The sequence below is a fragment of the Bradyrhizobium sp. WSM471 genome (assembly GCF_000244915.1).
Lineage (GTDB): Bacteria > Pseudomonadota > Alphaproteobacteria > Rhizobiales > Xanthobacteraceae > Bradyrhizobium.
In genome coordinates, this window is the sequence record NZ_CM001442.1 from 1,208,539 (window position 1) to 1,233,485 (window position 24,947).

Sequence of the window (24,947 nt, forward strand, 5' to 3'; positions counted from 1 at the left end):
TTTGCTTATCGCCATTTATTTGTTCTCAAGCGTGCGCCGCTTCGCCTCGGCATCGATGGTCTCGGCGAGATCGGGATGCCGCGCCATCAGCACGCGAAAGTCGACGAGGTCGAGCACGAGAAGCCGCGACACCTTGGTGGTCGAGACATTGGCGCCGCGCAAATTGTTTCCGAGCAAGGCCATCTCGCCGAAGAAGGCGCCGTCGCCGAGCTGCACCTTCTTGCCGGGCAGGTCGACCTCGACCTCGCCAGCGGCGATGAAATACATGCAGTCGCCCTGCGTACCCTTGCGGATAATCATGGTGCGCGCCGGCAGCTCCATGGTCCGCAGCATGTGGGTGACGTCGGCGATGGCGGCCGGTCCAAGCGCCGCAAAGAACGGCACCTTGCTGACCGATTCCCAGGTCTTGAGGAAATTGTCGCGCCGGGTCTCCGCGGCAAAGCCGGTCGCCAGGATGCCGGTCCAGAGGCCGAACACGCCGAGGCCGGAGATCATCACCAGCGCGGCCACCATCCGGCCCAGCGGCGTCACCGGCACGACGTCGCCATAGCCCGTCGTCGTCAGCGTCGCGACGGCCCACCACAGCGCGGCCGGCACGCTGCCGAACGTCTGCGGCTGCACGTCCCGCTCCAGGAAATATTCCGCGACCGAGGCCAGGAAGACCACCATCAGGAAGATCACGAGCACGCTGACCAGCGGTCCCGATTCGAGCACCAGCACGCGGCGGAGCTGCCGCAGGCCGGGAATGCCCGGCACCACCTTCAGCACCCAGAGCACGCTGAGCAGCCACGCCGTCCTGGGCTCGATCCCCAGAATCAGCGCGGCCGGCACGGCCAACGCTCCGACTGCGTCGACCAGCCCGGCGGAGGAGGACATGTAGAGTGCCAGGCGCCCCTGTCGTGCCATATGGCGCAGCCGGACCACCCATTCGAACACGAAGTAGATGAGGCAGGTCCAAAGCAGGGCATCGACCCAGCTATGCGCCGTCTCATAGGCCGGGTTGACCGTCAGGAGCACCATGGCGAGCACGCCGACGGTGACGGCCACATAGGCCGCCCTGGTCATGTTGCGGCCGGCCGTGGCGGCCGCGAACTGGGCCAGAGCGGAGATCAGCGGCTTGGACATGCGGGCAGGCGGCTCGGTTTGGTCTTTACGGTCCCCGGCTGGAACCTCGGTGCCAAAGTGCCTGCCCGGGCCGAGGCCGTCAACGACGGGCGCGGCCGTGGGCCACGCGCCGCTACTTGAAATGCGGCGGTTCGTCGTAGCCGCGACGGCTGCTGAAGAACAGCAGCACCATCAAGCCGATGCCGACAAGAACGGAAAAACCGGCCCCCAGCGCCAGCGCCACATAGCCTTCCGTCGGGATCGGCTCGCCCTCGACCGCCATCGCGGAATAAGCGAAATAGCCAACCGCTGCCAACATTCCCAGCAGGAAGATGATGAGGAGTGCACGCATCGCGCGGTCTCCGGTTGATCCGAGAACAAACGGTTGTGGACGGGGACGGTTCCCTGACTAGGGCCCCGGGTCGCTTGTGGGGGAATGACGTCTCAGCGGCGCCTGAGCGAGCGCCTCGTCCTTCGAGACGACCGCTTCGCGGCTTCCGCAGGATGAGGCTCAGCTGCAAGCATCTGCGTTCAATGCTGCCGCATACTCATCCCTCATCCTGAGGGCCCGCCGCAGGCGGGCGTCTCGAAGGATGGCCGCAGCCGAGCTTCGATAGGTCAGGCACTCTGAGCTGTCTTCACCACCACGATGTTACTTTCGTCGTGCTGGGGAGGGGCCACATCCTGTGCGGCCTTCGCGCCCTCGCCGGCATGGCGCTTGAGGTAGTCGCGGCGCATGCCGATCTCGTCGCGGACGAATTCGTAGCCGAGCTTGAACGTGTCGAGCCCGTCGGTACTGATCGTGCCGTCTCTGAGGCCGATGACGGCGCCGCGTAAAATGCCTTCCAGCTCGTCCTGGAGACATTCGAGCTGGTCGAGCGAATGCGCGTGTTCGATCCGCTCGCCGATGTCGAGGATGGCGGTGGAGAGCTCGCTGGCCTTCTCCGGCGCGATCCGGGTGATCTTGGCGTAGATCGCGGCGAAGATCGAACCGATGACGCTGAGCGCGGCAGCGCCCAGATACATCAGGTCGCTGTACTTATCCATAAACGACTTGGTGTCGTCATTGATGTAGTCGGCCGCCCCTTGGTGCGCCATCACGAAGGCGTCCTTCTCGACGGAGGCGGGCTCGATTCTGCTGGCAAAGCCGCCGTCGAGCCCGAGCGCGGACTTGTTCTCATAGACGGTGCGCGCGAGCTCCCCGGCCGCCGTCGGCGACATCCGGGATTGGGCGACCAGCAACCATTCGAGACCGATCGTGTCGAGATCGTCGTCGGGAATTTCCGGTGATGCAGACAGCGTGCCCGCCGTCAGCGTCTCGCTGGAAATGCCGGGGATCTTGCGTGCCAGCGCTTTCGCCTCGTCGATCGCGTTCAGAGTGAAGCCGCCGCGCCTGGCGACCTGCTCATACGCCTTGTCCCGCACCGCCCGCGAGGCGTGGACGATGGCGACGACCGCGCCAAAACCGCTTGCCGGCGCGAACAGCTTGTCGAGCGTTGCGCCCTGCGGCGCCATCTGGATCTTCGCCGCGTCCGCACCGTCGGGAATGTCGAGGATGCCGCGGACGAAGGCGAGCGAGGATTCGTTCTCGGCGAGGACGGCGACCTTCTTCTTCTTCAGCTCGGCGAGCGACTTGATCTTCTTGTTTCCCGGCCCGAGCAGCAGCACGAGATCGTGCTCGAGGATCGCGAGCGTGCGCGCCCGCAGCGGCACCTTGGCGTCGGTGCGCAGCACCGCGAGGTCGGCCTGCTTGCGGTCGAACTGGGCGATCGCCTTGGCGTTGTCGGCGTTGTTGACGATCTTGATCCGGAAGCGCGAGGCGTTGTTCTTCAGGACGGCGGCGAGCTTGGCTGCGAACAGCGCCTCGTCGCTGTTGGGGGCGCCGACGGCAAAGGTCAGCGTCTCCGAATTGTGCACCAGCATGCGGCCGCCCCAGACGGTGGCAAGCGACAACAGCAGGGTCAGCACGACGTAGAGGAAGACCTGCTGCTGATTGGTCTTGATCACCTTGGGTCGCCGGGGCGGTGGCTCGATCGGCGATGAGGTCGGGCCCTCAGTACTCATGGCAGCACTCTGGCCTTATGCTTTCGGTGGCGGGCGGCTCGCGGATGTGATCGCTGCGGTCGCCCTGTAATTCGTAAACGTCTGAAAAAAGAACGATATTCTCTACTGGCGATGATAGCGCGCAGGCCGCGGAATGCAAATTCCGAGCCGAAGGTAACCTTACTCAACTCGGCCGCGGCGATTAGCCATCCTATCACCAGTTAGCCACAGTTGGCGATTTTCCGGTTCCCCCCGGCTGCATTCCGCCGCGGGAGGTGTCATAAATCGCAGGTCCCGGCGATTTGACCGGTCCAGGAAGAGATTGCGCTGAACGCTCCAATTCTTCTTGTCACGTCAACGAGGGCGCCTTGTCGTTTCCACCCCTGTCATCGGCGGTCCCGGTCGAAGCCCTCATTGGTTGGATGTTGCTGCTGACGTTCAAGCACATCATCGCCGATTTCGTCCTCCAGACCGCGTGGATGGCGCACGGCAAGGACCAGAAGCACGGCTGGGCCCTGCCGCTCCTGGTGCACTGCCTGGTTCACCTTGCGGTTGCGCTGCCGCTGATCCTGATCGTCGCGCCGAAATTCTGGTTTGTGGCGTTGATCGACTTCGTGATCCACATCACGATCGACCGCGCCAAGGGCCTCGTCTCGGCCAATTTCGGTGTCGATCTTGCGCATCCCTGGTTCTGGACCCTGATCGGTGTCGACCAGGCCCTGCACCATCTGACCGGCTTCGGCCTCTCCATCTTCATGGCGGCGAACTGAGGGACGGCAACCCTCTGGAGTGGCTGCCGGGCCTGCATGGTTCGAGACGGCGCTTCGCGCCTCCTCACCATGAGCGGTGAGAATCTTTCAGCAGGAACAGACCTCATCCTGAGGGCCCGCCGAAGGCGGGCGTCTCGAAGGATGGCCAGAGACAAAGCCCTTTCCAGCCCATTGATTCGTGGGCCACGCGCAATGACCCCGGGTGACTACCGGGCAGCGTGGTTAACCTTTCGTTAGAGAATTGCACTGCATCTTCCTCCACGAGGGAGAACTGCAATGTTTTCAAGCCGCGATACCTTTGAAGGCGATTCGTGCCCGGTCCGCGACGAACTCCTTGGCGAGATGTACCGCGCCAGCGAGAGTGGCCTGCCGAGGCTGGTTGAAAGTGTTTCCCCTGACGCGCGCGCCAGGCTGGCGCTGTTCTGCTATCGCCGCAGCCATCTGCACTCGCTGGCGGTCGCGATCGCCGGCAGCTGTAACGAGCGCGACCTGATCGAGAATGGCGGCCGTGTCGGCTCGACGCTCTACGCGCTTGCGCGCGAAGGCGCGGCGAAATCCTCGCCGTCGCTGTCCGGTGGCCGCAAGCCGATCACGCTGTCGACCAAGCCGCTCTCGGTGCTCGCGCCGCTGGACGACGAGATCGACGACGAGATCAGCGAAGCCGTCCCGGCCTAAAGCGCGATCGATCGCGCTTTAGCTCTCTATTGGCGCATGATCTCGGCGGAAAACCGCTGCACACTTTTCCGGATCATGCGCTGGTCGCCTCGATCACCGGCAGCCCGAATTTCCGTCGCGCCATCGCGCATTCGGCATCGCCCGGCATGCAGGTGCGGCACACCTCCGGCCGCACTGCGTAGATGCCGCACGCGGTCGCTTGTCCGATCTCCCCCTGCAACGCTGAACAGCGATCGCCTTCGCAGCGCATGCCGGATTGACGGTCGTTGACGAGCGCTTCGGGAATCGCGGCAAGCTCCTCGTCGCTTTCGATCGAGAAGCGCGGCCAGTTCGCCGAATAGCCGCAGCAGGCGCCGCAACTCTGGCAACAGCTCGACAGGTCGATGGGGGCGTTCTCATCCATCGTCACGTGTCCTTCACGTATCCTTGGGTGGGCCCCAGACCAGGCTCTGGCGCCATTTCGCGCGCAGCACGTCGCGCCTTTCAGGATATCTCTCGTCGGGATAGCTCGCATCCACCACGCGGTCGGTGCGGAAGCTGCGGAAGTCTCCGCGCAGCTCGCACCAGGCCGCGAGCAGGCGCACGGCTTCGAGATAGCCGATCGAAATCGGCCAGATCATGCGCTCGCTGGCGCGGCCCTGCTCGTCGCGATAGCGCAGCATGATCTTCTTGCCTTCGTGGATCTGGGTGCGCGTGCGTGCCATGTCCAGGCGGTCCGGCTCCCTGTTCCAGCTCGGCCGGGCCCGGCTTGCCGGCTCCAGCACGAAGGGACGCAGGCGCTCAGGAACAGTGTCGGCGATCTTGGCCATCAAGTCTTCAGCCGCACGCGCCAGCGCGGGATCGGCATGGCCGGCGACCCATTGCGCGCCCAGCACCGCCGCCTCGATCTCGTCGGGTGTCAGCATCAAAGGCGGCAGATCGAAACCCTTTTCCAGGATGTAGCCCATGCCGGCTTCGCCGCGGATGGGCACGCGCTGGCCCATCAGCGTGGCGATGTCGCGATAGATCGTGCGTTTCGAGGTCTCGAGCTCGGCCGCGATGGCGTCCGCCGTCAGCGGCTTACGCGTGCGCCTCAGCACCTGGATGATTTGAAACAGCCGGTCGGCGCGTCTCATGAGGGGTCTCTTGTCGGTGGTTTTTCAGAAGGCGGCGCGCGGCTGCTGACAGGATGTTGGCAGCAGGGGAGTTCTATACCGGGTCAACACGTCGACTGAAGAGGATTTGTCCATGATCATTCCAACTCATTTCGGCCCGGCCGCTGCGCTGTGGCGGACCCAGCCTTTACGAGTCCCGCCTTTGCAAGTCCTGCGTTTGCAAGTCCGAGCTTGGTACGCATGGGCGTTCGGCCGCCTCGTATCCCTTGATCTCATGGTCGTCGACCTCCGCCTTGCGCTCGCGACCGTGGCGGCTCGCTTCCTGGTCCAGGCCGCGGACGCGCTGGTCCGTCATGTCATGGCCCGCGCCTGGCGGGGGGCCCGTTTCGCAGAAGATATCACGGCTGCTGCCACCATGGTGGCAGCAGCCCGCGGCTAAGTTCCCTCAACTCTTTCGGTCGTTTCAGGAGAGCCTTCATGATCACGCTTTACGGCTTTGGCGCCGGCTTCGGCCTGCCGGAAATCAGCCCCTTCGTCACCAAGACGGAGGTGCAGCTCAAGATGGCGGGACTGCCCTACCGGAAGGAGCGGGCGATGCCGCCCGCCTCTCCCAAGGGGCAGCTGCCTTTCATCGACGATGGCGGCGAGGCGGTGGCCGATTCCACCTTCATCCGCGCCCATATCGAGCGCCGCTACGGCTTCGATTTCGACGCCGGTCTGTCGCTCGTCGAGCGCGCGCAGGCTTGGGCATTCGAGCGCATGATCGAGCACCACGTTTATTTTGCGCTGGTCGGGGCGCGCTGGGTCGACCCGGTCAACTTCGCCAAGGGGCCTGCGCATTTCTTCGACGGCGCGCCGGAGCACAATCGCGAGAAGTTGCGCGAGGACGCGCAATTCCGTGTCGCCGAGAACTACCTGCTCTCCGGATTAGGCCGGCACGCGCCCGATGACGACGTCGATCTCGCCGTGCGCTCGCTGTTTGCGCTCTCGGTGCAGCTCGGCGACAAGTCCTATCTGATGGGCAACAAGCCCTGCGGCGTCGATGCCACCGCCTTCGGTGCACTCGCCGGGATCCTGACGCCGTTTTTCGAATCCACGCTGCGCCGTCGCGCCGAAGGATTTCCGAACCTCACCGCTTATGTCGACCGGATGATGGACATTTACTATCCGGAGTTCGCCTGGACCCCGCTGCGGCAGGCGGCCTGATGACAGCGCGCCCGCAGGCTCGGTGCACCTCTCCCGCTTGCGGGAGAGGTCGACACGCTCGCAGAGCGTGGCGGGTGAGGGCTATCTCCTCTGGGGGGCTTTGCCCGTAGACTCAGACAATCCCAATGCGGAGGCACCCTCACCCCAACCCTCTCCCGCAAGCGGGAGAGGGGGCGCAGCGACACCGGAGGTGCGGCTCGCTCATACAGCCAAAACAAAAGAGCCGGCCCATCGGGCCGGCTCTCGTCGTCTCAATCCTGCCGCTGCGTCTATTTCACCAGCATGTACTTGCCGTTCTTCACCGTGAGCAGGATGCGCGAGCGCTCGTCGAGGCCGTAGCGATCCTTCTCGGTGAAATTGTAGACACCCTGGCTCGCCGCAAGCTCCTTCTCCGACAGCAGCGCCTGGCGGATCGCTTCGCGGAATTCCGGCGTGCCGGGCTTCGCCGTCTTGAGTGCCGCCGGGATGATGCGCTTGAGAATCTCGAACGCGTCGTAAGAGTGACCGGCGAACTGGCTGCGGCTGTTCGGGCCGTACTTGGCTTCATAGGCCGAGTTGAGCGCGAGGCCCGGCTTCTTGGTGGCGGCTTCGTCCGGCTGGTCCTCGGGATCCATGACGGGACCAGAGGCCATCAGCACGCCTTCCGCCGCTTTGCCGGCTATGCGGATGAAGTCCATGCTGGCGGCGCCGTGGGTCTGGTAGATCAGGCCCTGATAGCCACGCTCGCGCAGCTCGGTCTGCGGCAGCGCGGCGGCGGTGCCGGAAGCGCCGACCAGAATGGCGTCGGGATTCGCCGCCACGAGCTTCAGCACCTGTCCGGTCACCGAGGTATCGGGGCGAGCGAAGCGCTCCTCGTCGGCGATGGTTATGCCCATCGGCACGGCCTGCGCCTTCAAATCGTTGAACCAGAGGTCGCCATAGGAGTCGGAATAGCCGATATAGCCGACGGTCTTCACGCCCTTGGCCTTCATGTGGTTGTACAGCACCTTGCCCACGATCGGGATCGGCTGCGGCATCGCCACCGACCACTTCATGCGCTCCGGTGTGATCGGGAACGGCGCCAGGCCGAAATGCGGAATGCCGGCTTCGTTGGCGACGTTGGACACCGCGATGGTCGGCGGCGTCAGCGCCGAGCCCATGATGATGTCGGCCTTGGATTCGGTCACGAAGCGGCGGGCGTTGGTGGTCGCGGTGGTGGGATCGCCGCCGTCGTCGAGCACGATCACCTTCAGCGGAACGCCGCCGATCTCCTTCGGCACGAACTCCAGCGCATTGCGCTCGGGAATGCCCAACGCTGCGCCCGGGCCGGTCGTGGTGGTGGTGATGCCGATGGTGACCTCGGCGGTCTGGGCCAGCGCGGGCACGGCCGGCAGCGCAAGCGCGGCCGCGGTGACGGCAGCGGTCAGGTAAAAGCGTTTCATCTATTCCTCCCTTTATGTGTTTCTTTGAAAGCAGAAATCGGGGGGTAATTCAGCCCCCTCTTTTGGTGATGTGGCGATTTAGCTCCGGGCCTCGCTCCCCGTGAATTTGGTTACCATTTCCGCAGGAAACGGTGCCGATTTCAGTTTGTCGGGGTTAACGGGGTCGCGGCCGACCAGGACACGGGTCTCGAAACCCTCGATCGCCAGCGCCTCGCCCTTGTAGACGCTGTGCTTCACCTCGAAGCTCGAGCGCTTGATGCTCTCGACCTTCGTTTCGATGGTGATCCAGTCGCCGTAAGTCGAGGGGATGTAGAACTTGGCGCGCGTGTCGACCATGGGAATGCCCACCAGGCCGTATTTCTTGACCAGGTCCTGCTTGGAGAACCCGGCGACCTCGAACAGGGTCGACGTCGAATCGTCGAACATCGCGAAATAACGCGGGTAATAGACGATGTTGGCGGGGTCGCAGTCACCCCACTGGATCTGGACGTCGCGCCGGTTCACGAACATATGTCGCGCCCTATTTCGGTGCCATGCGCAGCGAGCCGTCGAGGCGCACCACTTCGCCGTTCAGGTAGGAATTCTCGACCATGTGCAGGGCGAGCGCGGCGAACTCGTCGGCGTGGCCGAGCCGGCGCGGGAACGGGATTGCGGCGGCGAGTGAGTCCTGGGCTTCCTGCGGCAGGTTGGCGAGCAGCGGCGTGAGGAACAGGCCGGGCGCGATCGTCAGCACGCGGACGCCGAACTGCGCCAGCTCGCGCGCGATCGGCAGCGTCATGCCGACGATGCCGCCCTTCGAGGCCGAATAGGCCGATTGCCCGATCTGGCCGTCATAAGCGGCAACGGACGCCGTGTTGATGATGACGCCGCGCTCGCCGGTTGCCTGCGGCTCGAGTTTGGACATCTCGGTCGCGGCAAGGCGAAGCATGTTGAAGGTGCCGATCAAATTGACCTTGATCACCTTTTCGAAATCGGCGAGCGCCATCGGGCCGTCGCGGCCGACGACGCGCTTGGCAACGCCGATGCCGGCGCAATTGACCAGCACGCGCGCGGGTCCATGGGCCTTGGTCGCCTGCGCGATCGCAGCTTCCGCCGAGGCGGCATCGGAGACGTCGCAAGCCACGGCCACGCCCTTGATCTCGGCGGCGACAGTCTCGGCGAGCTTGGCATTGAGATCGAACACTGCGACCTTGGCGCCCTGCGCCGCCAGCTTTCGCGCGGTCGCCGCGCCCAGTCCCGACGCGCCGCCCGTGACGATGACAGCCTGATCCTTCAACAACATGGCGTTCCCCTGTAGTTTTCTTACCCGACCGATATCACACGGTCCGATGGATTGGCAGCGTAGAGCTCCTCGATCAGCAGGCTGCGATGCTCGAGCACCGCGCGCTGGTTGATCGAGCCCTTGTCGGTGACTTCGCCCTTGTCGATCGAGAGTGGCGTGTCCATGAGGATCGCGCGCGTGATCCGCGTCGAGGAGCCGGTAGCCGCGCCGAGAAAGCGGGTCAGCCGTTCACGAAATGCCTCGCGCACCAGCCGGTCGCGGGTCGCGACGACGAGGTCGTCGGTCGGCAGCGTCGGGTTGATCAGCCGGCAGCCGTCGAGATCGAGCACGACGAGCGCGGAGACCTCGTCACGGTTGATGCCGGCGATGACGACGTCGCGCACCAGCGGTGCGCAGGCCGCAACGAAGCGCGCGCGCAACGGGCCGACGCTGACCCAGGTGCCGCTGCCGAGCTTGAAATCCTCACCGATGCGGCCGTCGAAATCGAAGCCGGCGTTGAGATCGTCGGGATCGACGGGCTTGAGGGCATCGCCCAGCTTGTAGAAGCCCTCTTCGTCGAACGAATTTGCGGTGATGTCGGGCTGGCGCCAGTAGCCGGGCATCACGTTCGGCCCTTTGCAACGAACTTCCATCTTGCCGTTGTTCGGCACCAGCTTGGCGTCGTTGCCGGATACGGGAAGCCCGACATGGCCGGAGCGGCTGGTGCGCGGGTTGACCGACATGAAGAACGGCGCGGTCTCGGTCGCACCTAAACCGGTCAGCATCGGCACGCGGTAGCCTTTTTCCTTCACCGCGAGCTCGTCGAGGCTGTTCCAGACGAACGGCGACAGCGCCGCGCCCGAGAAGAACATCGCGTGCAGCCGGTCGAAGAATTTTGCGCGCAGGCCCTGGTCGTCGCGCAGATAAGGCAGCAGCGACTCGTAGCCCTTGGGGACGTTGAAATAAACCGTCGGCGAAATCTCCTGGAGATTGCGTACGGTTTCCTCGATGCCTCCAGGCACCGGCTTGCCGGCATCGAGATACATCGAGCCGCCATTGTAGAGCGTCAGCCCGATATTGTGGTTGCCGCCAAAAGTGTGATTCCAGGGCAGCCAGTCGATGATGACCGGCGGCTCGTCCTTGAGGAAGGCGAGCGTCTCGCGCAGCATCACCTGGTTGGCGCAGATCATGCGCTGGGTGTTGATGACCGCCTTGGGGTTGCCGGTCGAGCCCGAGGTCAGCAGGAATTTCGCGATGGTGTCGGGGCCGATCTTGCCGTGGATCTCCTCCAGATCGGCGCGGATCGGCGTCGCCATGAGGTCGGCGAGCAAGGTGACGTCGCGGCCCGGCACGCGGCCGTAGGACGCCGCGATCTCGGTGCCGAGCGAGACGTTGGCCGCGAGCGCGTCGGCGAACTTGTCGGCGTCCTCGGCGAAGACGAGGCCGGGCGTCAGCAGGTTCATCAAATAGGAGAGCTTGCCGTAATCCTTCGACACCAGCGAATAGGCCGGCGACACCGGGCAGAACGGAATGCCGGCATAGAACGCGCCGAACGCCAGCAATGCGTGGTCGATCGAATTGCCGGAGAGGATGACGACCGGCCGTTCCGCCGACAACCCGCGCGCAATGAGTCCTGAGGCGATGTGCCGGCTCGCGGCGAGCAGCTCGGCGTAGCTGATCTTGCGCCAGAAGCGGCCGCCTTCGCGCTCGGCCATGAAGACGCGATCCGGCGTCGCGCTCGCCCAGTGATGCAGGCGGTCGGTGATGCGGGCCGGATAGTCTCCGAGCGGCTGTTGGGGCCGCAGATAAATCGTGCCGTCGTCGCGCCGCTCGATGTTCACGACGGGATCGCCGAATGAAATGGGCCGCAGCGGGGAAGTGCTCGCGCCGCGCTCCATGCTGGAAGAGGACGACGGCTGCGCGCTCATGATTTCGGCTTCACCTTTGCGGTCTTGTGTTCGAGGAACTCGCGAATCCTGCGCTTGGCTTCCTTGTCGCTCTGCGCCACCGTCGCCATCAGCGATTCCATCAACAGGCCGGTCTGCGGATTGGCCTCCGCGATCATCGGCAGCGCCTGGAGCACGGCGAAATTGGTTAGCGGCGCGTTGGAGGCGACCTTGGTCGCAAGCTCCATCGCCTTGCCGAGGCCGTTGCCGGCTTCCGTGACATATTGCGCAAAGCCGTAGGAGGTGCCTTCGGTCGCGGAATAGACGCGGCCGGTCAGCATCATGTCCATCATCCTGGCGACGCCGATCAGGCGCGGCAGGCGCACCGAACCGCCGCCACCGACGAAGATGCCGCGCTGCCCCTCCGGCAGCGCGAAATAGGTCGAGGGTTCGGCGACGCGGATATGCGCCGCACAGGCAAGCTCCAGCCCGCCGCCGATCACGGCGCCTCTGAGCGCCGCGATCACGGGCACCCGGCTGTACTGGATGCGGTCGAACACCCGGTGCCACATCTGGGAATGGAGAAGGCCGCCGGTGGCGTCATGGTCGGTCAGTTCGGAGAGATCGAGACCGCTGGAAAAATGGTCGCCGATGCCATGGATGACGACCGCGCCGATATCCTCGGGCAGGGACGCAAAACACTCGCCGATCTCCAGGATGATGCCGTCGTTGAGTGCATTGCGCTTCGCCGGCCGATTGAGGCCGACGGTCAAAACCCGATCCGCCCGCTCGATCTTCAATAGCCCGGAGGCGCCCGCGTCAGCGGTCTCGGCGTTTCCCTGTGTCATTTGCGTCCTTGTCAGAATAGTTATGTTGTATAACGAATTCAGGGGGAGTCAATACGGCTGACAGCGGGGAAGCCGATCCATAGTCCGCAAAAGGGACGACAGTCCGGGTGCAGCGCCCGTACCCGAATGCCGATGCGCAAGATTGGGATGAATATCGCCGACGCCGATGCTATCCGGCCGCTACGCCGCCTTGGTTCCGCTTTGGGGTTGCGCCACAAGATTGATACCCATGGCGTGGAGAACTTTTATCACAGTGCCGAATTCGGGTTTGGCCTCGCCGCCAAGCGAGCGATACAAGTTCTCACGGGATAGACCGGCCTTTTCGGCAATGGCGCCCATGCCCTGAGAGCGGGCTACGGCGCCGATTGCCATCGTTATTGCGGACGGATCGTCGGATTCGAAGGCTTCGGTGAGATAGGCTGCAATCATCTCGGGGCTGTCGAGGTACTCCGCAGCATCAAATGATTTCACTTTTGCCATTGCTCAGACCTCCAATTCGCTCGCGATCTTCTTTGCCAACGCTATGTCCGCCGGCTGAGAGCCTTTATCGCCCCCGCAAAGGAGAACAATGATCTCCTCGCCTCGGAAAACGTAGTAGATCCGGTAGCCGGCGCCCTCATGGACTCTCATTTCGCTGATGCCGCCTCCGATCGGAGCAACGTCTCCGGGATTGCCGAGCGTCAGCCGATCAATCCGGGCGAGGATTTTTGCTTTCGCTCTCCGGTCTCGCAGGTTTCTAAGCCAGTCAGAGAATTCGTCGGTTCTCTTGATCGTTGGCATTTGTAGCGTATACGCTACAGATGCCGTACTGTCAATGGACTAGCGGGTACTTGGGTGCGGCGCGCGTTCACATCACCTGATGCACGTCGATCACGACGCGATCCGCATGCCGCGCTGCTGAACCGACAAAAATGTGCTGCATCAGCCAGCGGTAGTTCTCGTGCCCCGTTTCGAATTTCGGCACGGTGCGGAAATAGATCAGTTTTGGATCCACCGGCTCGCCGCGCTTGAGCTTTTGCAACAGCTCGACCGGGCCGAAGCGCATGCCCTTGTTCTCGACATAGACGACGGCGCCGTCGTCGGTTTCGAACGCGTACTTCGCTTCGAGATCAATCAGCTCATTCGGGCGGATGGTCTGGAAGTCGGCACCGAACGGCAGCACCTTGCCGGTGATCGCGCCCGAGACCTCGCCGCCGATGATCGGGATGATGCGGCGAATGCCGATGCCGGTCTCGCCGGCGGTGACAACGTCGCCGATGCGTGCGGTAACGGTGAAGACGTATTTGGTTTCCAGTACGGGTATGGTCATCGCTTCACCTCATCAATGCGCCATCATCCGCGTCGGCAGCCACGTCGCCAGCAGCGGGAAGGCGATCAGGATCACCAGGCGCACGAGGTCTGTCGCCACGAACGGAATCACGCCCTTGAAGATGGTGGAGAAGGAGACGTCCTTCACCACGCTCTTGATGACGAAGACGTTCATGCCCACCGGCGGATGGATCAGTCCGAGCTCGACCGTCATGACGATGATGACGCCGAACCAGATCGGGTCGAAACCGAGATGCATGATCACGGGGAAGATGATCGGCACGGTGAGAATGATCATCGCCATGGCGTCCATCAGGCAGCCGAGCACGAGATACATCACCATGATCAGCGCCAGCACGCCGTAGGGGCCGAGACCGAGGCCGGTGAGGAATTCCGTCACCTTCTGCGGGGTCTGCGTCACCGTGAGGAAATAGCCGAAGATCAGTGCGCCGATCAGCACGGTGAACACGGCCGCCGCCGTGCGCGTCGCCTGGAGCAGCGAGGCCAGAATCTTCTCGCGGTCGAGGCGGCCGGTCGCCACGCCGATGATGAAGGCGCCGGCAGCGCCGACGCCGCCCGCTTCCGTCGGCGTGAAGCGCGGCAGATAGGGCAGGCCGTAAAGGCCGCCGATCACGAACACGAACAGCAGCACCGGCGCCCAGATGTCCTTCAGACCGGCGAAGCGCTCGCGCCACGGCAGCACCTTGCCCTTGGGCAGGAAGTCCGGCCGGAAATAGCCGATCAGGAAGATCGTGATCATGTACATGGTCATCGCCAGGATGCCCGGGATGATGCCGGCGATGAACAGCTTGCCGATGTCCTGCTCGGTGATGATGCCGTAGACGGCGAGCACGGTGGACGGCGGCAGCATCGCGCCCAGCGTGCCGCCGGCCGCGATCACGCCGGTGGCAAACGATTGCGGATAGCCGAAACGGCGCATCTCGGGGTACGCGACCGCTGAGAAGGTCGCGGCGGTCGCGACCGAGGAGCCGCAGATCGCGGCAAAGCCGCCGCAGGCGCCGACGGTGGCGATGCCGAGTCCGCCGCGCAAATGGCCGACGAAGCCGTTGGCGGCGCGGAACAGCTCACGGCTCATGCCGGAATTGCTGACGAAGGAGCCCATCAGCAAGAACATCGGAATGACGCCGAAGGTGTAGTCGGTCACCGTGCGCATCGAGGTCTGGCCGACCAGCTTCAGCGCCGGCGTGGCGCCGACGAGATAGGAGAAGCCGGAGACGCCGACGAGGCCCATGGCCATGCCAACGGGCACGCGCAGCAGCATCAGGGCGAACAGGGAAACAAAGCCGATAACGGCGACGGCATCGGTGCTCATGATTACTCCGTCGCCTTCAGCTTGGGGTCGTGCATCTCTTCGGGATGGAAGATCAACCGGTAGGTGCGGATCGCGATCAGCAGCACGGCGGAGACGTCGCCGATCCAGGCGATCGCGAAGAACGGCCAGGTCGGCATGTGCATGTCGAAGGTCTGGACGTTGTCGTTGTAGGTGCCGCGCACCTTGTCGAACAGCGTCCAGGTCTGCACCGTCACGACGAACAGCAGCACCAGTGTCGCGAACACGTCGATCCAGCGCTGGTAGCGCGGCCCGACATTGCCCCAGACCAGATCGACCGTGATGTGGGTGCCGCGATAGGAGGTCGCGGCGATGCCCCAGAAGATGAGGATGCCGAGCAGCATGCGGCCGATGTCGAAACTATCGGGAATCGAATAGTTCAGCGTGTTGCGCAGCAGCACCGACAGGAAGATGTCGAGCGCGACGATGCCGACGAAAGCCGCGGCGATCCATTCAATCGAATCGATAACGCGATCCATCCAGCTGCGCTTCATGGGAGCTTCCTAGGCGATGTCATTCTCGTTCTCGACCCGGCTGCTGCTCTTTCGCCTCTCCCCGCGTGCGGGGAGAGGCCGCACCGCATCGTAGATGCGATGCGGGTGAGGGGGACTCTCCGCGAGTCCATCTCTCGCTATTTTTGCGGAAGCGGCCCCTCACCCCAACCCTCTCCCCGTAAGGACGGGCAGAGGGGAGGAGAGACCGATCGCGTCGCAGCGTCACTCCGCCAGCGCGTTGTATTTCTTCAGCGAGGCCTTCAGCTCGCTAAGCGCCGCGTCCGGATCCACGCCGGCCTTCTTCGCGCCGTCGGACCAGGTCTTCACCAGCGGCTCGGCGGCCTTCTTCCAGGCGGCGGTCTGCTCGGGCGTCAGCTTGTAGACCTCGTGGCTGGTCTCCGCCTTGACCTTGTCGATGCCGGCATCCTCGAACTTGCCCCAGTGCTCGCCGACCACGCCTGCCATCTCGACCGTGCAATTCTTGTCGATCGCCGCCTTCTGCTTGTCGGACATCGCATTGTACTTGTCCTTGTTCATGACGAACACGAAGGTCGTGGTGTAGAGCGGCGCCTCCATGTCGTATTTGGTCACCTTGTCGATGCCGAACAGCACCAGCGATCCCCAGGGGAAGGTGACGCCGTCGGCGACGCCGCGCTCGATGATGTCGCGCACTTCGGGCGCGGAGGACTGCACATTGGTGCCGCCGAGCGAGGTGACGAAGTTCGCCATGGTGGCGTGGGCGGGGCGGATCTTGAGGCCCTTCACGTCCTCCGGCATCACGATCTTTTTGGTGCGGGAGTGGAAGGAGGACGGCGAATGGACGAAGGCGAGGCAGTATTTGACGTCCTTCATCTCCTTCTCGGCGTATTTGCGATACCAGGCATCCAGCCCCATCGAGCCGCCCTTGGCGTCCGAGATAAGGAACGGCAGCTCGCCGGCGCCGATGATCGGGAAACGGCCGGGCTGGTAGCCGGGATTGACGTAGGTGACGTCGGCAATGCCGTCGCGCGCCATATCGTAATGGTCGAAGGCCTTGCCCATCTGCTGGGCCGGGAACACCTTGCCCTTGATGGTGCCGCCAGAATCCTTCTCGACCGCGGCTGCCCAGTCCTCGAGCGATTTCTGCAGCGGATGCGAGGCCGGCACCCAGTGCGAGATCTTCAAATCGAAGGTCTTGTCCTGCGCGAACGCAGGGCTCACGCTTGCTGCCAGCAGCAACGCCAGACAGGCTTTCCTCATCACGCGTCTCTCCCTCTTTTGACGGCGGGCTTCGATGGCCCGGTCTCATTAATTAACATGTTATCTAATTGGCCGGCGCGTTCAAGCCGGAACTGGCGCGGCGTGCCGCCGCGCACTCCCTTTTGCCCAACCGTTATATGATATAATTATCGTGCGCGGACGGCTGCGACAAGCGAGCCGCGACGAAAGCCTACAGGATCGGGAGGAGCAAGTATTGCGGACAAAAGTCGCAATCATCGGGGCAGGGCCGGCTGGATTGTTGCTTGGGCAACTGCTGCACCGTTACGGCATCGACAATGTCATTCTGGAGCGGCAGAGCCCGGATTATGTGCTCGGCCGCATCCGTGCCGGGCTGCTGGAGGAGGGAACCGTTGCGCTGCTCGACCAGATCGGCGCCGGCGCACGGGCGCATGCCGAAGGGCTGGTGCATGAAGGGATCGAGCTCGCCTTCTCGGGGCGCCGGCACCGCATCGACATGAAGGCTGCGACCGGCAAGACGGTCATGATCTACGGCCAGACCGAGGTCACGCTGGATCTGATGAATGCGCGCAACGCCGCCGGTCTCACCTCGGTCTACGAGGCCAGGGACGTGCAGCCGCATGATTTCGACGGCAGTCACCCGCGCGTAACCTACGTGAAGGATGGCGTCACCCACACCATCGATTGCGATTTCATCGCCGGCTGCGACGGCTTTCACGGCGTCAGCCGCGCCAGCGTTCCGGCTTCGTCGATCGAGGAGTTCGAGCGCATCTACCCGTTCGGCTGGCTCGGCATCCTCTCGGAGACGCCGCCGGTCAGCCACGAGTTGATCTATTCGAACCACGCCCGCGGCTTTGCGCTGTGCACCATGCGCTCGACCAGACGCAGCCGCTACTATGTGCAGTGCGCGCTCGACGACCATGTCGACCAATGGCCGGACGACCGTTTCTGGGACGAGCTCAAGCGCCGGCTCGACCAGGACGCCGCGGACAGCCTCGTCACGGGCCCCTCGATCGAGAAGAGCATTGCGCCGCTGCGCAGCTTCGTCGCCGAGCCGATGCGTTTCGGCAAGTTGTTCCTGTGCGGCGACGCCGCCCATATCGTGCCGCCGACCGGCGCCAAGGGGCTGAACCTGGCCGCGAGCGACGCGCATTATCTGTCGAGTGCGTTCCGCGAGTTCTACGATGAAAAATCCAGCGCCGGCATTGATGGCTATTCGGCGAAGGCACTGGCGCGGGTCTGGAAGGCCGTGCGCTTCTCCTGGTGGATGACCTCGATGCTGCACAAATTCCCCGACACCGGCACGATCGGCGCGCGCATCCAGCTCGCGGAGCTCGATTACGTCACGCACTCGCAGGCCGCGATGACGTCGCTGTCGGAGAATTACGTGGGGCTGCCGTTTTAGAGGCGCGGCTGGTACCGCATACTCCCGTCATTGCGAGCGTAGCGAAGCAATCCAGTGTCCCTCCGAGGAGGCAGTCTGGATTGCTTCGTCGCATCAGCGCAAAATTGCTTTGCAATTTTGTCGCGAGCTCCTCGCAATGACAGGGGGGCACCATTTCAAACGCCCGCGCAAATGTCGTTTAAAACTTTGTAGGTGATGCAACCGTCACGTCCACCGCGTTCAATGGCGGCAGCCACCATTGCGAGACAAGACATGACCAGCATCGACATTCCCGCCGGCTTCGAGCCGCATTTCCGCAAAGCGCCCCTCACCGACCCCTGGGAGCCGCTTTACTCCAGGAAGACCGACAACGGCGTCACCGTGGGATTGCGGCTGGCAAAGCCGCACACCAACGCGCGCGGGCTGATCCATGGTGGCCTGATCGCCGCGCTGGCCGATGCCGCCATGGGTTACAGCTGCGCGCAGGCGACGGGCTGGACCACCTCGTTGGTCACGATCTCGCTGTCGGTCGACTATGTCGGCGCCGGCGAGATCGGCCAATGGCTCGCGGTCGAGGGTGAGGCGATCAAGACCGGTAGCACCATCTGCTTCGCGCAGTGCCTCGCGAAGGCCGACGGCGCCGTGATCGCGCGTGCCAGCGGCACCTTTCGCGTCGTGCCGAAGAAGGGGTGACGTCTCCGTGCTCCGGACGCAGCGCAGCGCTCTTGCGTTGCGCTGCAGAGCCGGGGCCCATTCATCCACGCGCAAAGAACTGGGTCCCGGCTCGCGCTGCGCGCGTCCGGGATACGAGATCTACCCAAACCTCCACTCCGCGGTCTCCACCACGAGATCGACGAAGGCGCGCACCTTGGCGGAGAGCAGGCGCGAGGTCGGGTAAACGATGTGGATCGGCAGCGCCGGCTGCTCGTAGTTCGCCAGCACGATCTTGAGCCTCCCGCGCCGCAAGCCTTCGGCGGCCTGATAGGCCAGCACCCGGGTCAGGCCGCCGCCGGCCTCGGCATATTGCAGGGCGGCGTCGGCGCTGTTGCTGGCGAACCGTGGATTCGGCGCCACCTCGATATCGCGGCCGTCCTGCACGAACCGCCAGTTCGCAGATGCACCGAAGGCGATGGTCTCGTGCGTAAGCAATGCCTCCGGCGTTTTCGGCTCGCCATGCCGCTTGAGATAGCCTGGCGTCGCCACCACGATCCGCCGCATCTCGCCGACCTGGCGCGCCACGAGGGAGGAGTCGGAGAGATGGCCGATCCGCACCGCGACGTCGACGGCATCTTCCACGAGATTGACCATGTTGTCCGACAGCCGCAATTCGCAGGCGACCTCGGGATAGCGCTTCAGGTAGGCGATCATGACAGGCCCGACATGGAGCCGGCCGAAGCCGACCGGCGCCGACACCACCAGCCGCCCGCTCGGCCGGTTGCGCTCCTCCCGTGCAGAGCCGTCGGCCTCCTCGACATCGGCGAGGATGCGACGCGCACGCTCAAGATAGCGCGTGCCCACGTCGGTCAGCCCCACCTGCCGGGTGGTCCGCTGCAACAGCCGCGCGCCGAGATGCTCCTCCAGCGCCGCGATCAGCCGCGTCACCGCGGAGGGGGACAGCCGCAGCTTTCGTGCCGCCGGTGCGAAGCCGCGCAGGTCGGCGACGGTGACGAAAACATGCATGGCTTCAAGGCGGTCCATGGCATTGTTGCATATACCGCAATGATGAAGTGTCAAGCGGACCGATTGTTTTAGCCCGTGAAAAGTCCATTTTAGGTCGCGAGGACGCAGGGATGCGCCGGGATTTCAGGAGATGGTCCGATGACGGCAACTCACACCTACGCCAGCGACGTGGCATTCACGCCGGCGGTGAAGTCGATCCAGACCCGAAAGGGATCACGCGAAGGCTATGCGCATGCCGAGCAGCGCGGCTGGCGCACCGAGGTCGATGAGAACCTCGCGGCGTTTCTGGCCGACGCCAACAGCTTTTATCTCGCCACCGCCTCGGCCGACGGCCAGCCCTACATCCAGCATCGCGGCGGCCCGAAGGGCTTCTTGAGGGTGCTGGACAAGCAGACGCTGGCTTTCACGGACTACGCCGGCAATCGGCAATACATCACGCAGGGAAACCTGTCCGAAAATCCCAAGGCCTACATCTTCGTGATGGACTACGCCCGTCGCCGTCGAGTGAAGATCTGGGGCGAGGCGCGGGTGGTCGAGGACGACGAGGCGCTGACGACATCGCTGATGCCGAAAGGGTATCGCGCCCGGCCCGAGCAGGTGATCCTGTTCAAGATCGAAGCGTGGGACACGAACTGCCCGCAGCACATCCCGCAGAAGTTCGACGCGTCGGATGTTGCGGCGGCGCTGGCGGCAAGGGATGCGAAAATCGCGGAGCTGGAAGCGGAGGTCGCGGCGCTGAAGGGGGAGACGAAGTCACCATCCAGTGAAAGCTAGAGCGGCTGGCGCGGTGCACCCTCTCCCCTTGCGGGAGAGGGTGGCTCGTCGCGGAGCGACGAGGCGGGTGAGGGGTCTCTCTCCGCAGCCGATGGTCCCACGTCGTCATTCGCGGAGAGAACCCCTCCGGTGCTTCGCGCCACCTTCTCCCGCAATGGGAGAAGGAAGGCGAGTTCGCGGCGACGTTACAACCCGTTCGCGGCTTCGTGCTGGAAGCCGAGATAGCTGGCGGCGACGCGCTCGTTCGCCGCGATGTCGCTGGCCTTGCCGCTGAGCACGAACTCCCCGAGCTCCATGACGTAGGCCTGATCCGCGATCTTGAGCGCGGCCTGGGCGTTCTGCTCGACCAGCAGCACGGAGACGCCGGCGGCGCGCAGTTCGGTGACGATGCGGAAAATGTCGGCGACGATGATCGGGGCGAGGCCGAGGCTCGGCTCGTCCAGCATCAGGAGCTTGGGATCGCCCATCAGTGCGCGGCCCATTGCGAGCATCTGCTGCTCGCCGCCGGAGAGCGTGCCGGCGAGCTGCTTGCGCCGCTCCTTGAGCCGCGGAAACAGCGTGTAGACCCGCTCCATCGAGGTTTTCGCCTTGCTTCTCTCGATGCGGAAGGCCCCTAACTCGAGATTGTCCTCGACATTCATGGTCACGAACAATTCGCGGTGCTCGGGAACGAGGCCAAGCCCCATGGCAACGCGGTCCTCGATGTCGAGCCGCGACAGGTCCTGACCCGCGAATGAAACGCGCCCCTTCAGCGGCAAGATGCCGATGATGGCGGAGAGCAGCGTGGTCTTGCCGGCGCCGTTGGCGCCGACGATGGTGACGATCTGGTTTTGGCCGACTTCGAGCGAGACCGAGCGCACAGCCTCGACCTTGCCATAGGCGACATGGGCGTCGGCGACGGACAACAGCGCACTCATGCCGCCACTCCGAGATAGGCCTTGATCACTTCGGGATTGGTCTTGATCGTGGCCGGCGTTCCTTCCGCGATCTTGGTGCCGAAATCGAGCACCACGATGCGGTCGGCGAGGTTCATGACGAAGCCCATGTCGTGCTCGACAAGCAGCACGCTCATGCCGCCGTCGCGCAGCTCCCGCAGCAGCGTCGCGAGCTGCTGCTTCTCCATGTGGCGCAGGCCGGCCGCCGGCTCGTCGAGCAGCAGCAGCATCGGATCGACGCACAACGCACGGGCGATCTCGACGATGCGTTGCTGTCCCAGCGACAGCGAGCCTGCGAGCTGATGCATCTGCTCGCCAAGTCCGACGCGCTCGATCTGGCGGGCGGCTTCGGCGAGCAGCTTTGCCTCATCAGTGCGGTCGAGCCGCAGCATCGACGAGATCGGCCCCGAATGGCCGCGCAGATGGGCGCCGATCGCGACGTTTTCCAGCACGGTCATGTCGGGCACCAGCTTGACGTGCTGGAAGGTGCGGGAGATGCCGAGCTTGACGATCTCCTGCGGTGGCGCCCTGTCGACCTTGTTGCCGAGCACCGAGATCGAGCCCGAGCTGGCCGACAGCACGCCGGTGATCAGGTTGAAGGTGGTGCTCTTGCCGGCGCCGTTGGGACCGATCAGCGCGACGATCTCGCGAGCCTGAACGTCGAAGGAGACGTTGTTCACCGCGACCACGCCGCCAAATTGCTTCCGCGCCTTCTCGACCTGAAGCAGGACGCTGGATTGGCCGGGGGAGCGGGTGCGCTGCTCCAGTTTCAACGAAGTGTCCGGCTTCTTGCCATTGGTGCGCTGGGGCAGGAACGACATCAGCCAGGGCCAGACGCCGCCGGGTGCGAGCTGGAGCAGCGCCACCAGCATGATGCCGAACACGATGGTTTCGACCTGGCCGGAGCCGGGCAGGATCAGCGGCAGGTAACTCTGCAGCACTTCCTTCAGGACCACGACGAGCGCTGCGCCCAGGACGCCGCCCCAGACATAGCCGGCGCCGCCGACCACGGCGATGAAGAGATACTCGATGCCGGCCTGCGCACCGAACGGCGTCGGGTTCACCGCGCGCTGAAGATGGGCGTAGAGCCAGCCGGAGAGGCCGGCGAGCACGGCGGCATGGATGAACACCAGCATTTTTGCCCGCGGCGTGTGCACGCCGAATGCTTCGGCCGCGACATGGCCGCGCCGGAGCGCGCGGATGGCGCGGCCGGTTCGGGAGTCCAGCAGGTTCATCGTGAGCAGCGCCGAGAGGATCACGGCGACCCAGATCGCGTAGTAGATCGAGCCGGGGGAGAGCATTTTGAAGGAGCCGATCGACAGCGGCGGGATCGCCGAGATGCCGTCGTTTCGTCCCAAAAATTCCAGCTTGCTGAAGAGATAGAACAAGCCGAGTCCCCAGGCGAGCGTGCCGAGCGGCAGATAATGGCCGGAGAGACGGACCGTGACGAGGCCGAGTAGCACCGCCAGCAATCCGCTGACCACCAGCGACAGCGGCAGCGTCAGCCAGGGCGACATGCCGTAGGTCGTCGACAGCACCGCAGTGGTGTAGGCGCCGAAGCCGACGAAGGCCGCTTGTCCAAACGAGGTCAGGCCGCCGACGCCGGTGAGCAACACGAGACCCATCGCGACCAGGGCCGCGAGGCCGATATTGTCGAGCAGCACGATCCAGAACGGGGGCATGCCCGGAACAAACGGGATCGCCGCCATGATCAGCGCGAAGATGAGGATGGGGAGCCGGCTCTGCATCTTGGCGTCAGTCCTTCTCTTCCTCGACCGCAGGCGCCGCGAGCGAGCGCAGCAGCAGCACGGGAATCAAGAGCATGAAAACGATCACCTCCTTGTAGTTGGAGGCATAGAAGGACGAGAACGCCTCGACGATGCCGACGACCAGCGCCGCGACGGCGGTGAGGGGATAGCTGACAAGCCCGCCGATGATGGCGGCGACAAAGCCCTTCAGGCCGATCAGGAAGCCCGAGTCGTAATACAGCGTCGTGATCGGCACGATCATGATGCCCGACAGTGCGCCGATGACGGACGCCAGCAGGAAGGCGATCTGCCCGGACAGCGTGGTGCGGATGCCGACAAGCCGGGCACCGAGCCGGTTCACGGCGGTCGCGCGCAGCGCCTTGCCGTAAAGGGTCAGCCCGAAGAACAGCCACAGCCCGACGATAAAGGCGATGGTAATGCCGTAGACGGTGATGCTCTGGCCTGTGAAGCGCAGCGCGCCGGTGGTGAAAGAGCCGGACAGTACGGCAGGTCCGCGCTGACCTTCGGCGCCGAAGAACAATAGGCCCAATCCCTGAAGTGCGAGGTGGACGCCCACCGAGGCGATCAGCAGCACCAGCACCGAGGTGTGCGCCAGCGGCTGGAATGCGATGCGGTAGAGAAACAGGCCGATCATCGCCACGATCACCAGCGACAGCGCGATGCAGACCGCAACCGGCGGCTTCTCGGCGGCGTAGTAGACGGTCAGCGCCAGCACGACGGCCGGTAGCACGATGTTGGTCAGGATGCTGCGTAGGATCAGGCGCCCGTGCAGCGCCTTGCGCGCCGCGAACAGGTCGAACGCGAAGGCGCCGATGCCCAGGGCGAGCGCGAGTTTCGCCGTGCCCGGCATCTGGCCCGCGGCCAGCGAGGCGTAGGTCAGCGCGCCATAGGTGACGAATTCGCCTTGGGGAATGAGGATGACGCGGGTGACGGCGAACACCAGCACCAGCGCCAGGCCGAGCAGCGCATAAATCGCGCCATTGGTGATGCCGTCCTGCAGCAGGAACAGCATGATGGTGGTATTCAAGACCGGACGCTCCCCCTCAAAGATTCAGGACCGGTCCCCTGATAGTCGTGGACGGTCCGTTCACAGCCATTGAAATACGCTGACGATATTTGATATGGTCCATAACAATTATCAAATATAACTTCAAGGGTGACGGACGACCCTCCCGAACTTAGCGGGATTACGAGCATGAGGCGATGACCGTTTCCAAAACCGCTGAAAAGTCCTCTGAAAAACCCGCCGAGACCGCCAAGGGCCGCAAGGACGCGGCCGACGGGCCTGGCGAAGCCCTCCAGCTGGGCGAACTCTCGGAGCAGCTCGGCTATGTCCTGAAGCGGGCACAGCTCAAGGTGTTCGAGAACTTTCTCCGCTGCATGGCCTCGCTCCAGCTCACGCCGGCGCAGTTCTCCGTGCTGCTGCTGGTCGAGAAAAACCCGGGCCGTAACCAGACCGAGATCGCCTCCACCCTCGGCATCCTGCGCCCGAATTTCGTCGCCATGCTCGACAATCTCGAGAGCCGCGATCTTTGCGCGCGGATCCGCTCCACCAACGACCGCCGCTCGCACATCCTGGTGCTGACCGATAAGGGCAAGGCCGTGCTGGCCCGCGCCAAGAAGCTCGTCGCCACCAAGCACGAGGCCCGGCTGAACGAACTGCTCGGGCCGTCCAACCGCGAAGCCCTGCTCGGGATGCTCTCGAAGATCGCCAACGAGTTTTGAC

Annotated in this window: 28 protein-coding genes; 8 read left to right on the forward strand and 20 right to left on the reverse strand. The window is 64.2% G+C overall.

Features of this window, described 5'->3' with window-relative positions; all coding sequences use genetic code 11:
• Nucleotides 1-15: 15 nt before the first annotated feature.
• The 3 genes from BRA471DRAFT_RS05555 to BRA471DRAFT_RS05565 all read right to left on the reverse strand — a co-directional run bounded on the left by BRA471DRAFT_RS05555 (nt 16) and on the right by BRA471DRAFT_RS05565 (nt 3,168).
• Entirely contained in the window at nt 16-1,125 is a 1,110-nt protein-coding gene (locus tag BRA471DRAFT_RS05555; RefSeq protein ID WP_007605262.1) for a cyclic nucleotide-gated ion channel, read from the reverse strand.
• A 112-nt stretch (nt 1,126-1,237) separates the two neighbouring features.
• The gene (locus BRA471DRAFT_RS05560) at nt 1,238-1,456 is read right to left on the reverse strand and encodes a hypothetical protein (RefSeq protein WP_007605264.1); all 219 of its coding nucleotides are present in this window, start codon (nt 1,454-1,456) and stop codon (nt 1,238-1,240) included.
• Between the two features lie 266 nt (nt 1,457-1,722).
• The gene (locus tag BRA471DRAFT_RS05565; RefSeq protein WP_007605266.1) at nt 1,723-3,168 is read right to left on the reverse strand and encodes a TAXI family TRAP transporter solute-binding subunit; all 1,446 of its coding nucleotides are present in this window, start codon (nt 3,166-3,168) and stop codon (nt 1,723-1,725) included.
• A gap of 401 nt (nt 3,169-3,569) precedes the next feature.
• Here BRA471DRAFT_RS05565 and BRA471DRAFT_RS05570 point away from each other — a divergent pair, with 401 nt between their 5' ends.
• Nucleotides 3,570-3,917 carry a DUF3307 domain-containing protein gene (locus BRA471DRAFT_RS05570; RefSeq protein ID WP_018458457.1) on the forward strand — a complete coding sequence of 116 codons (348 nt, stop codon included), beginning with the start codon at nt 3,570-3,572 and terminating at the stop codon, nt 3,915-3,917.
• A 276-nt stretch (nt 3,918-4,193) separates the two neighbouring features.
• The gene (locus BRA471DRAFT_RS05575) at nt 4,194-4,592 is read left to right on the forward strand and encodes a hypothetical protein (RefSeq protein ID WP_007599645.1); all 399 of its coding nucleotides are present in this window, start codon (nt 4,194-4,196) and stop codon (nt 4,590-4,592) included.
• Nucleotides 4,593-4,665: 73 nt separating this feature from the next.
• Here the strand turns inward: BRA471DRAFT_RS05575 and BRA471DRAFT_RS05580 are convergent, their stop codons facing one another.
• Both BRA471DRAFT_RS05580 and BRA471DRAFT_RS05585 read right to left on the reverse strand, forming a co-directional pair.
• Entirely contained in the window at nt 4,666-4,995 is a 330-nt protein-coding gene (locus BRA471DRAFT_RS05580) for a YkgJ family cysteine cluster protein (protein ID WP_007605268.1), read from the reverse strand.
• A gap of 13 nt (nt 4,996-5,008) precedes the next feature.
• On the reverse strand, nt 5,009-5,707 hold the full coding sequence (locus tag BRA471DRAFT_RS05585; RefSeq protein WP_007605270.1) for a YafY family protein: 699 nt from the start codon (nt 5,705-5,707) through the stop codon (nt 5,009-5,011).
• Between the two features lie 112 nt (nt 5,708-5,819).
• Here BRA471DRAFT_RS05585 and BRA471DRAFT_RS05590 point away from each other — a divergent pair, with 112 nt between their 5' ends.
• Both BRA471DRAFT_RS05590 and BRA471DRAFT_RS05595 read left to right on the forward strand, forming a co-directional pair.
• Nucleotides 5,820-6,125 (forward strand): hypothetical protein, encoded by a 306-nt coding sequence (locus tag BRA471DRAFT_RS05590; RefSeq protein ID WP_007605273.1) that lies wholly within the window; start codon nt 5,820-5,822, stop codon nt 6,123-6,125.
• Between the two features lie 38 nt (nt 6,126-6,163).
• Entirely contained in the window at nt 6,164-6,892 is a 729-nt protein-coding gene (locus BRA471DRAFT_RS05595; RefSeq protein WP_007605274.1) for a glutathione S-transferase family protein, read from the forward strand.
• 269 nt (nt 6,893-7,161) lie between these two features.
• On the opposite strand, the gene BRA471DRAFT_RS05600 is transcribed toward BRA471DRAFT_RS05595, so the two are convergent.
• The 11 genes from BRA471DRAFT_RS05600 to BRA471DRAFT_RS05650 all read right to left on the reverse strand — a co-directional run bounded on the left by BRA471DRAFT_RS05600 (nt 7,162) and on the right by BRA471DRAFT_RS05650 (nt 16,700).
• Complete coding sequence (locus tag BRA471DRAFT_RS05600) at nt 7,162-8,313, reverse strand: ABC transporter substrate-binding protein (protein WP_007605276.1); 1,152 nt, start codon at nt 8,311-8,313, stop codon at nt 7,162-7,164.
• 78 nt (nt 8,314-8,391) lie between these two features.
• Entirely contained in the window at nt 8,392-8,823 is a 432-nt protein-coding gene (locus BRA471DRAFT_RS05605; RefSeq protein ID WP_007605278.1) for a thioesterase family protein, read from the reverse strand.
• A 10-nt stretch (nt 8,824-8,833) separates the two neighbouring features.
• Nucleotides 8,834-9,595 (reverse strand): SDR family NAD(P)-dependent oxidoreductase, encoded by a 762-nt coding sequence (locus BRA471DRAFT_RS05610; RefSeq protein WP_007605280.1) that lies wholly within the window; start codon nt 9,593-9,595, stop codon nt 8,834-8,836.
• Between the two features lie 20 nt (nt 9,596-9,615).
• Nucleotides 9,616-11,502 (reverse strand): feruloyl-CoA synthase, encoded by a 1,887-nt coding sequence (locus tag BRA471DRAFT_RS05615; RefSeq protein WP_007605283.1) that lies wholly within the window; start codon nt 11,500-11,502, stop codon nt 9,616-9,618.
• A complete protein-coding gene (locus BRA471DRAFT_RS05620) occupies nt 11,499-12,308 on the reverse strand; it encodes a crotonase/enoyl-CoA hydratase family protein (protein ID WP_007605285.1) in 810 nt (269 codons plus the stop codon). The genes BRA471DRAFT_RS05615 and BRA471DRAFT_RS05620 overlap by 4 nt, the downstream gene beginning before the upstream one ends.
• A gap of 180 nt (nt 12,309-12,488) precedes the next feature.
• Nucleotides 12,489-12,788 carry an addiction module antidote protein gene (locus BRA471DRAFT_RS05625; RefSeq protein ID WP_007605286.1) on the reverse strand — a complete coding sequence of 100 codons (300 nt, stop codon included), beginning with the start codon at nt 12,786-12,788 and terminating at the stop codon, nt 12,489-12,491.
• Nucleotides 12,789-12,791: 3 nt separating this feature from the next.
• Complete coding sequence (locus tag BRA471DRAFT_RS05630) at nt 12,792-13,088, reverse strand: type II toxin-antitoxin system RelE/ParE family toxin (RefSeq protein WP_007605287.1); 297 nt, start codon at nt 13,086-13,088, stop codon at nt 12,792-12,794.
• 67 nt (nt 13,089-13,155) lie between these two features.
• Complete coding sequence (locus tag BRA471DRAFT_RS05635) at nt 13,156-13,617, reverse strand: DUF3237 domain-containing protein (RefSeq protein WP_007605288.1); 462 nt, start codon at nt 13,615-13,617, stop codon at nt 13,156-13,158.
• A 12-nt stretch (nt 13,618-13,629) separates the two neighbouring features.
• Nucleotides 13,630-14,949 carry a TRAP transporter large permease gene (locus BRA471DRAFT_RS05640; protein ID WP_007599671.1) on the reverse strand — a complete coding sequence of 440 codons (1,320 nt, stop codon included), beginning with the start codon at nt 14,947-14,949 and terminating at the stop codon, nt 13,630-13,632.
• A 2-nt stretch (nt 14,950-14,951) separates the two neighbouring features.
• Nucleotides 14,952-15,461, reverse strand: coding sequence for a TRAP transporter small permease (locus tag BRA471DRAFT_RS05645; protein WP_007605289.1), 510 nt, complete (start codon nt 15,459-15,461; stop codon nt 14,952-14,954).
• A gap of 222 nt (nt 15,462-15,683) precedes the next feature.
• Nucleotides 15,684-16,700 carry a TRAP transporter substrate-binding protein gene (locus BRA471DRAFT_RS05650; RefSeq protein ID WP_007605290.1) on the reverse strand — a complete coding sequence of 339 codons (1,017 nt, stop codon included), beginning with the start codon at nt 16,698-16,700 and terminating at the stop codon, nt 15,684-15,686.
• A gap of 214 nt (nt 16,701-16,914) precedes the next feature.
• Here BRA471DRAFT_RS05650 and pobA point away from each other — a divergent pair, with 214 nt between their 5' ends.
• Entirely contained in the window at nt 16,915-18,084 is a 1,170-nt protein-coding gene (gene pobA, locus BRA471DRAFT_RS05655; protein WP_007605291.1) for a 4-hydroxybenzoate 3-monooxygenase, read from the forward strand.
• 252 nt (nt 18,085-18,336) lie between these two features.
• Nucleotides 18,337-18,756, forward strand: coding sequence for a PaaI family thioesterase (locus tag BRA471DRAFT_RS05660; protein ID WP_007605293.1), 420 nt, complete (start codon nt 18,337-18,339; stop codon nt 18,754-18,756).
• A 120-nt stretch (nt 18,757-18,876) separates the two neighbouring features.
• On the opposite strand, the gene BRA471DRAFT_RS05665 is transcribed toward BRA471DRAFT_RS05660, so the two are convergent.
• Nucleotides 18,877-19,761 (reverse strand): LysR family transcriptional regulator, encoded by an 885-nt coding sequence (locus BRA471DRAFT_RS05665; protein ID WP_007605294.1) that lies wholly within the window; start codon nt 19,759-19,761, stop codon nt 18,877-18,879.
• A gap of 120 nt (nt 19,762-19,881) precedes the next feature.
• Here BRA471DRAFT_RS05665 and BRA471DRAFT_RS05670 point away from each other — a divergent pair, with 120 nt between their 5' ends.
• Nucleotides 19,882-20,517, forward strand: a complete 636-nt coding sequence (locus tag BRA471DRAFT_RS05670) for a pyridoxamine 5'-phosphate oxidase family protein (RefSeq protein WP_007605296.1) — start codon at nt 19,882-19,884, stop codon at nt 20,515-20,517.
• A gap of 185 nt (nt 20,518-20,702) precedes the next feature.
• On the opposite strand, the gene BRA471DRAFT_RS05675 is transcribed toward BRA471DRAFT_RS05670, so the two are convergent.
• The 3 genes from BRA471DRAFT_RS05675 to BRA471DRAFT_RS05685 are packed head-to-tail and all read right to left on the reverse strand — an operon-like array spanning nt 20,703 to nt 24,248.
• Nucleotides 20,703-21,434: an ABC transporter ATP-binding protein gene (locus BRA471DRAFT_RS05675; RefSeq protein ID WP_007605299.1), complete on the reverse strand. Its 732-nt coding sequence runs from the start codon at nt 21,432-21,434 to the stop codon at nt 20,703-20,705.
• On the reverse strand, nt 21,431-23,200 hold the full coding sequence (locus BRA471DRAFT_RS05680; protein WP_007605301.1) for an ATP-binding cassette domain-containing protein: 1,770 nt from the start codon (nt 23,198-23,200) through the stop codon (nt 21,431-21,433). The genes BRA471DRAFT_RS05675 and BRA471DRAFT_RS05680 overlap by 4 nt, the downstream gene beginning before the upstream one ends.
• A 7-nt stretch (nt 23,201-23,207) precedes the next feature.
• On the reverse strand, nt 23,208-24,248 hold the full coding sequence (locus BRA471DRAFT_RS05685; RefSeq protein ID WP_007605304.1) for a branched-chain amino acid ABC transporter permease: 1,041 nt from the start codon (nt 24,246-24,248) through the stop codon (nt 23,208-23,210).
• A 176-nt stretch (nt 24,249-24,424) separates the two neighbouring features.
• Here BRA471DRAFT_RS05685 and BRA471DRAFT_RS05690 point away from each other — a divergent pair, with 176 nt between their 5' ends.
• Complete coding sequence (locus BRA471DRAFT_RS05690) at nt 24,425-24,946, forward strand: MarR family winged helix-turn-helix transcriptional regulator (protein WP_007605305.1); 522 nt, start codon at nt 24,425-24,427, stop codon at nt 24,944-24,946.
• The last annotated feature ends 1 nt before the right edge of the window (nt 24,947 follow it).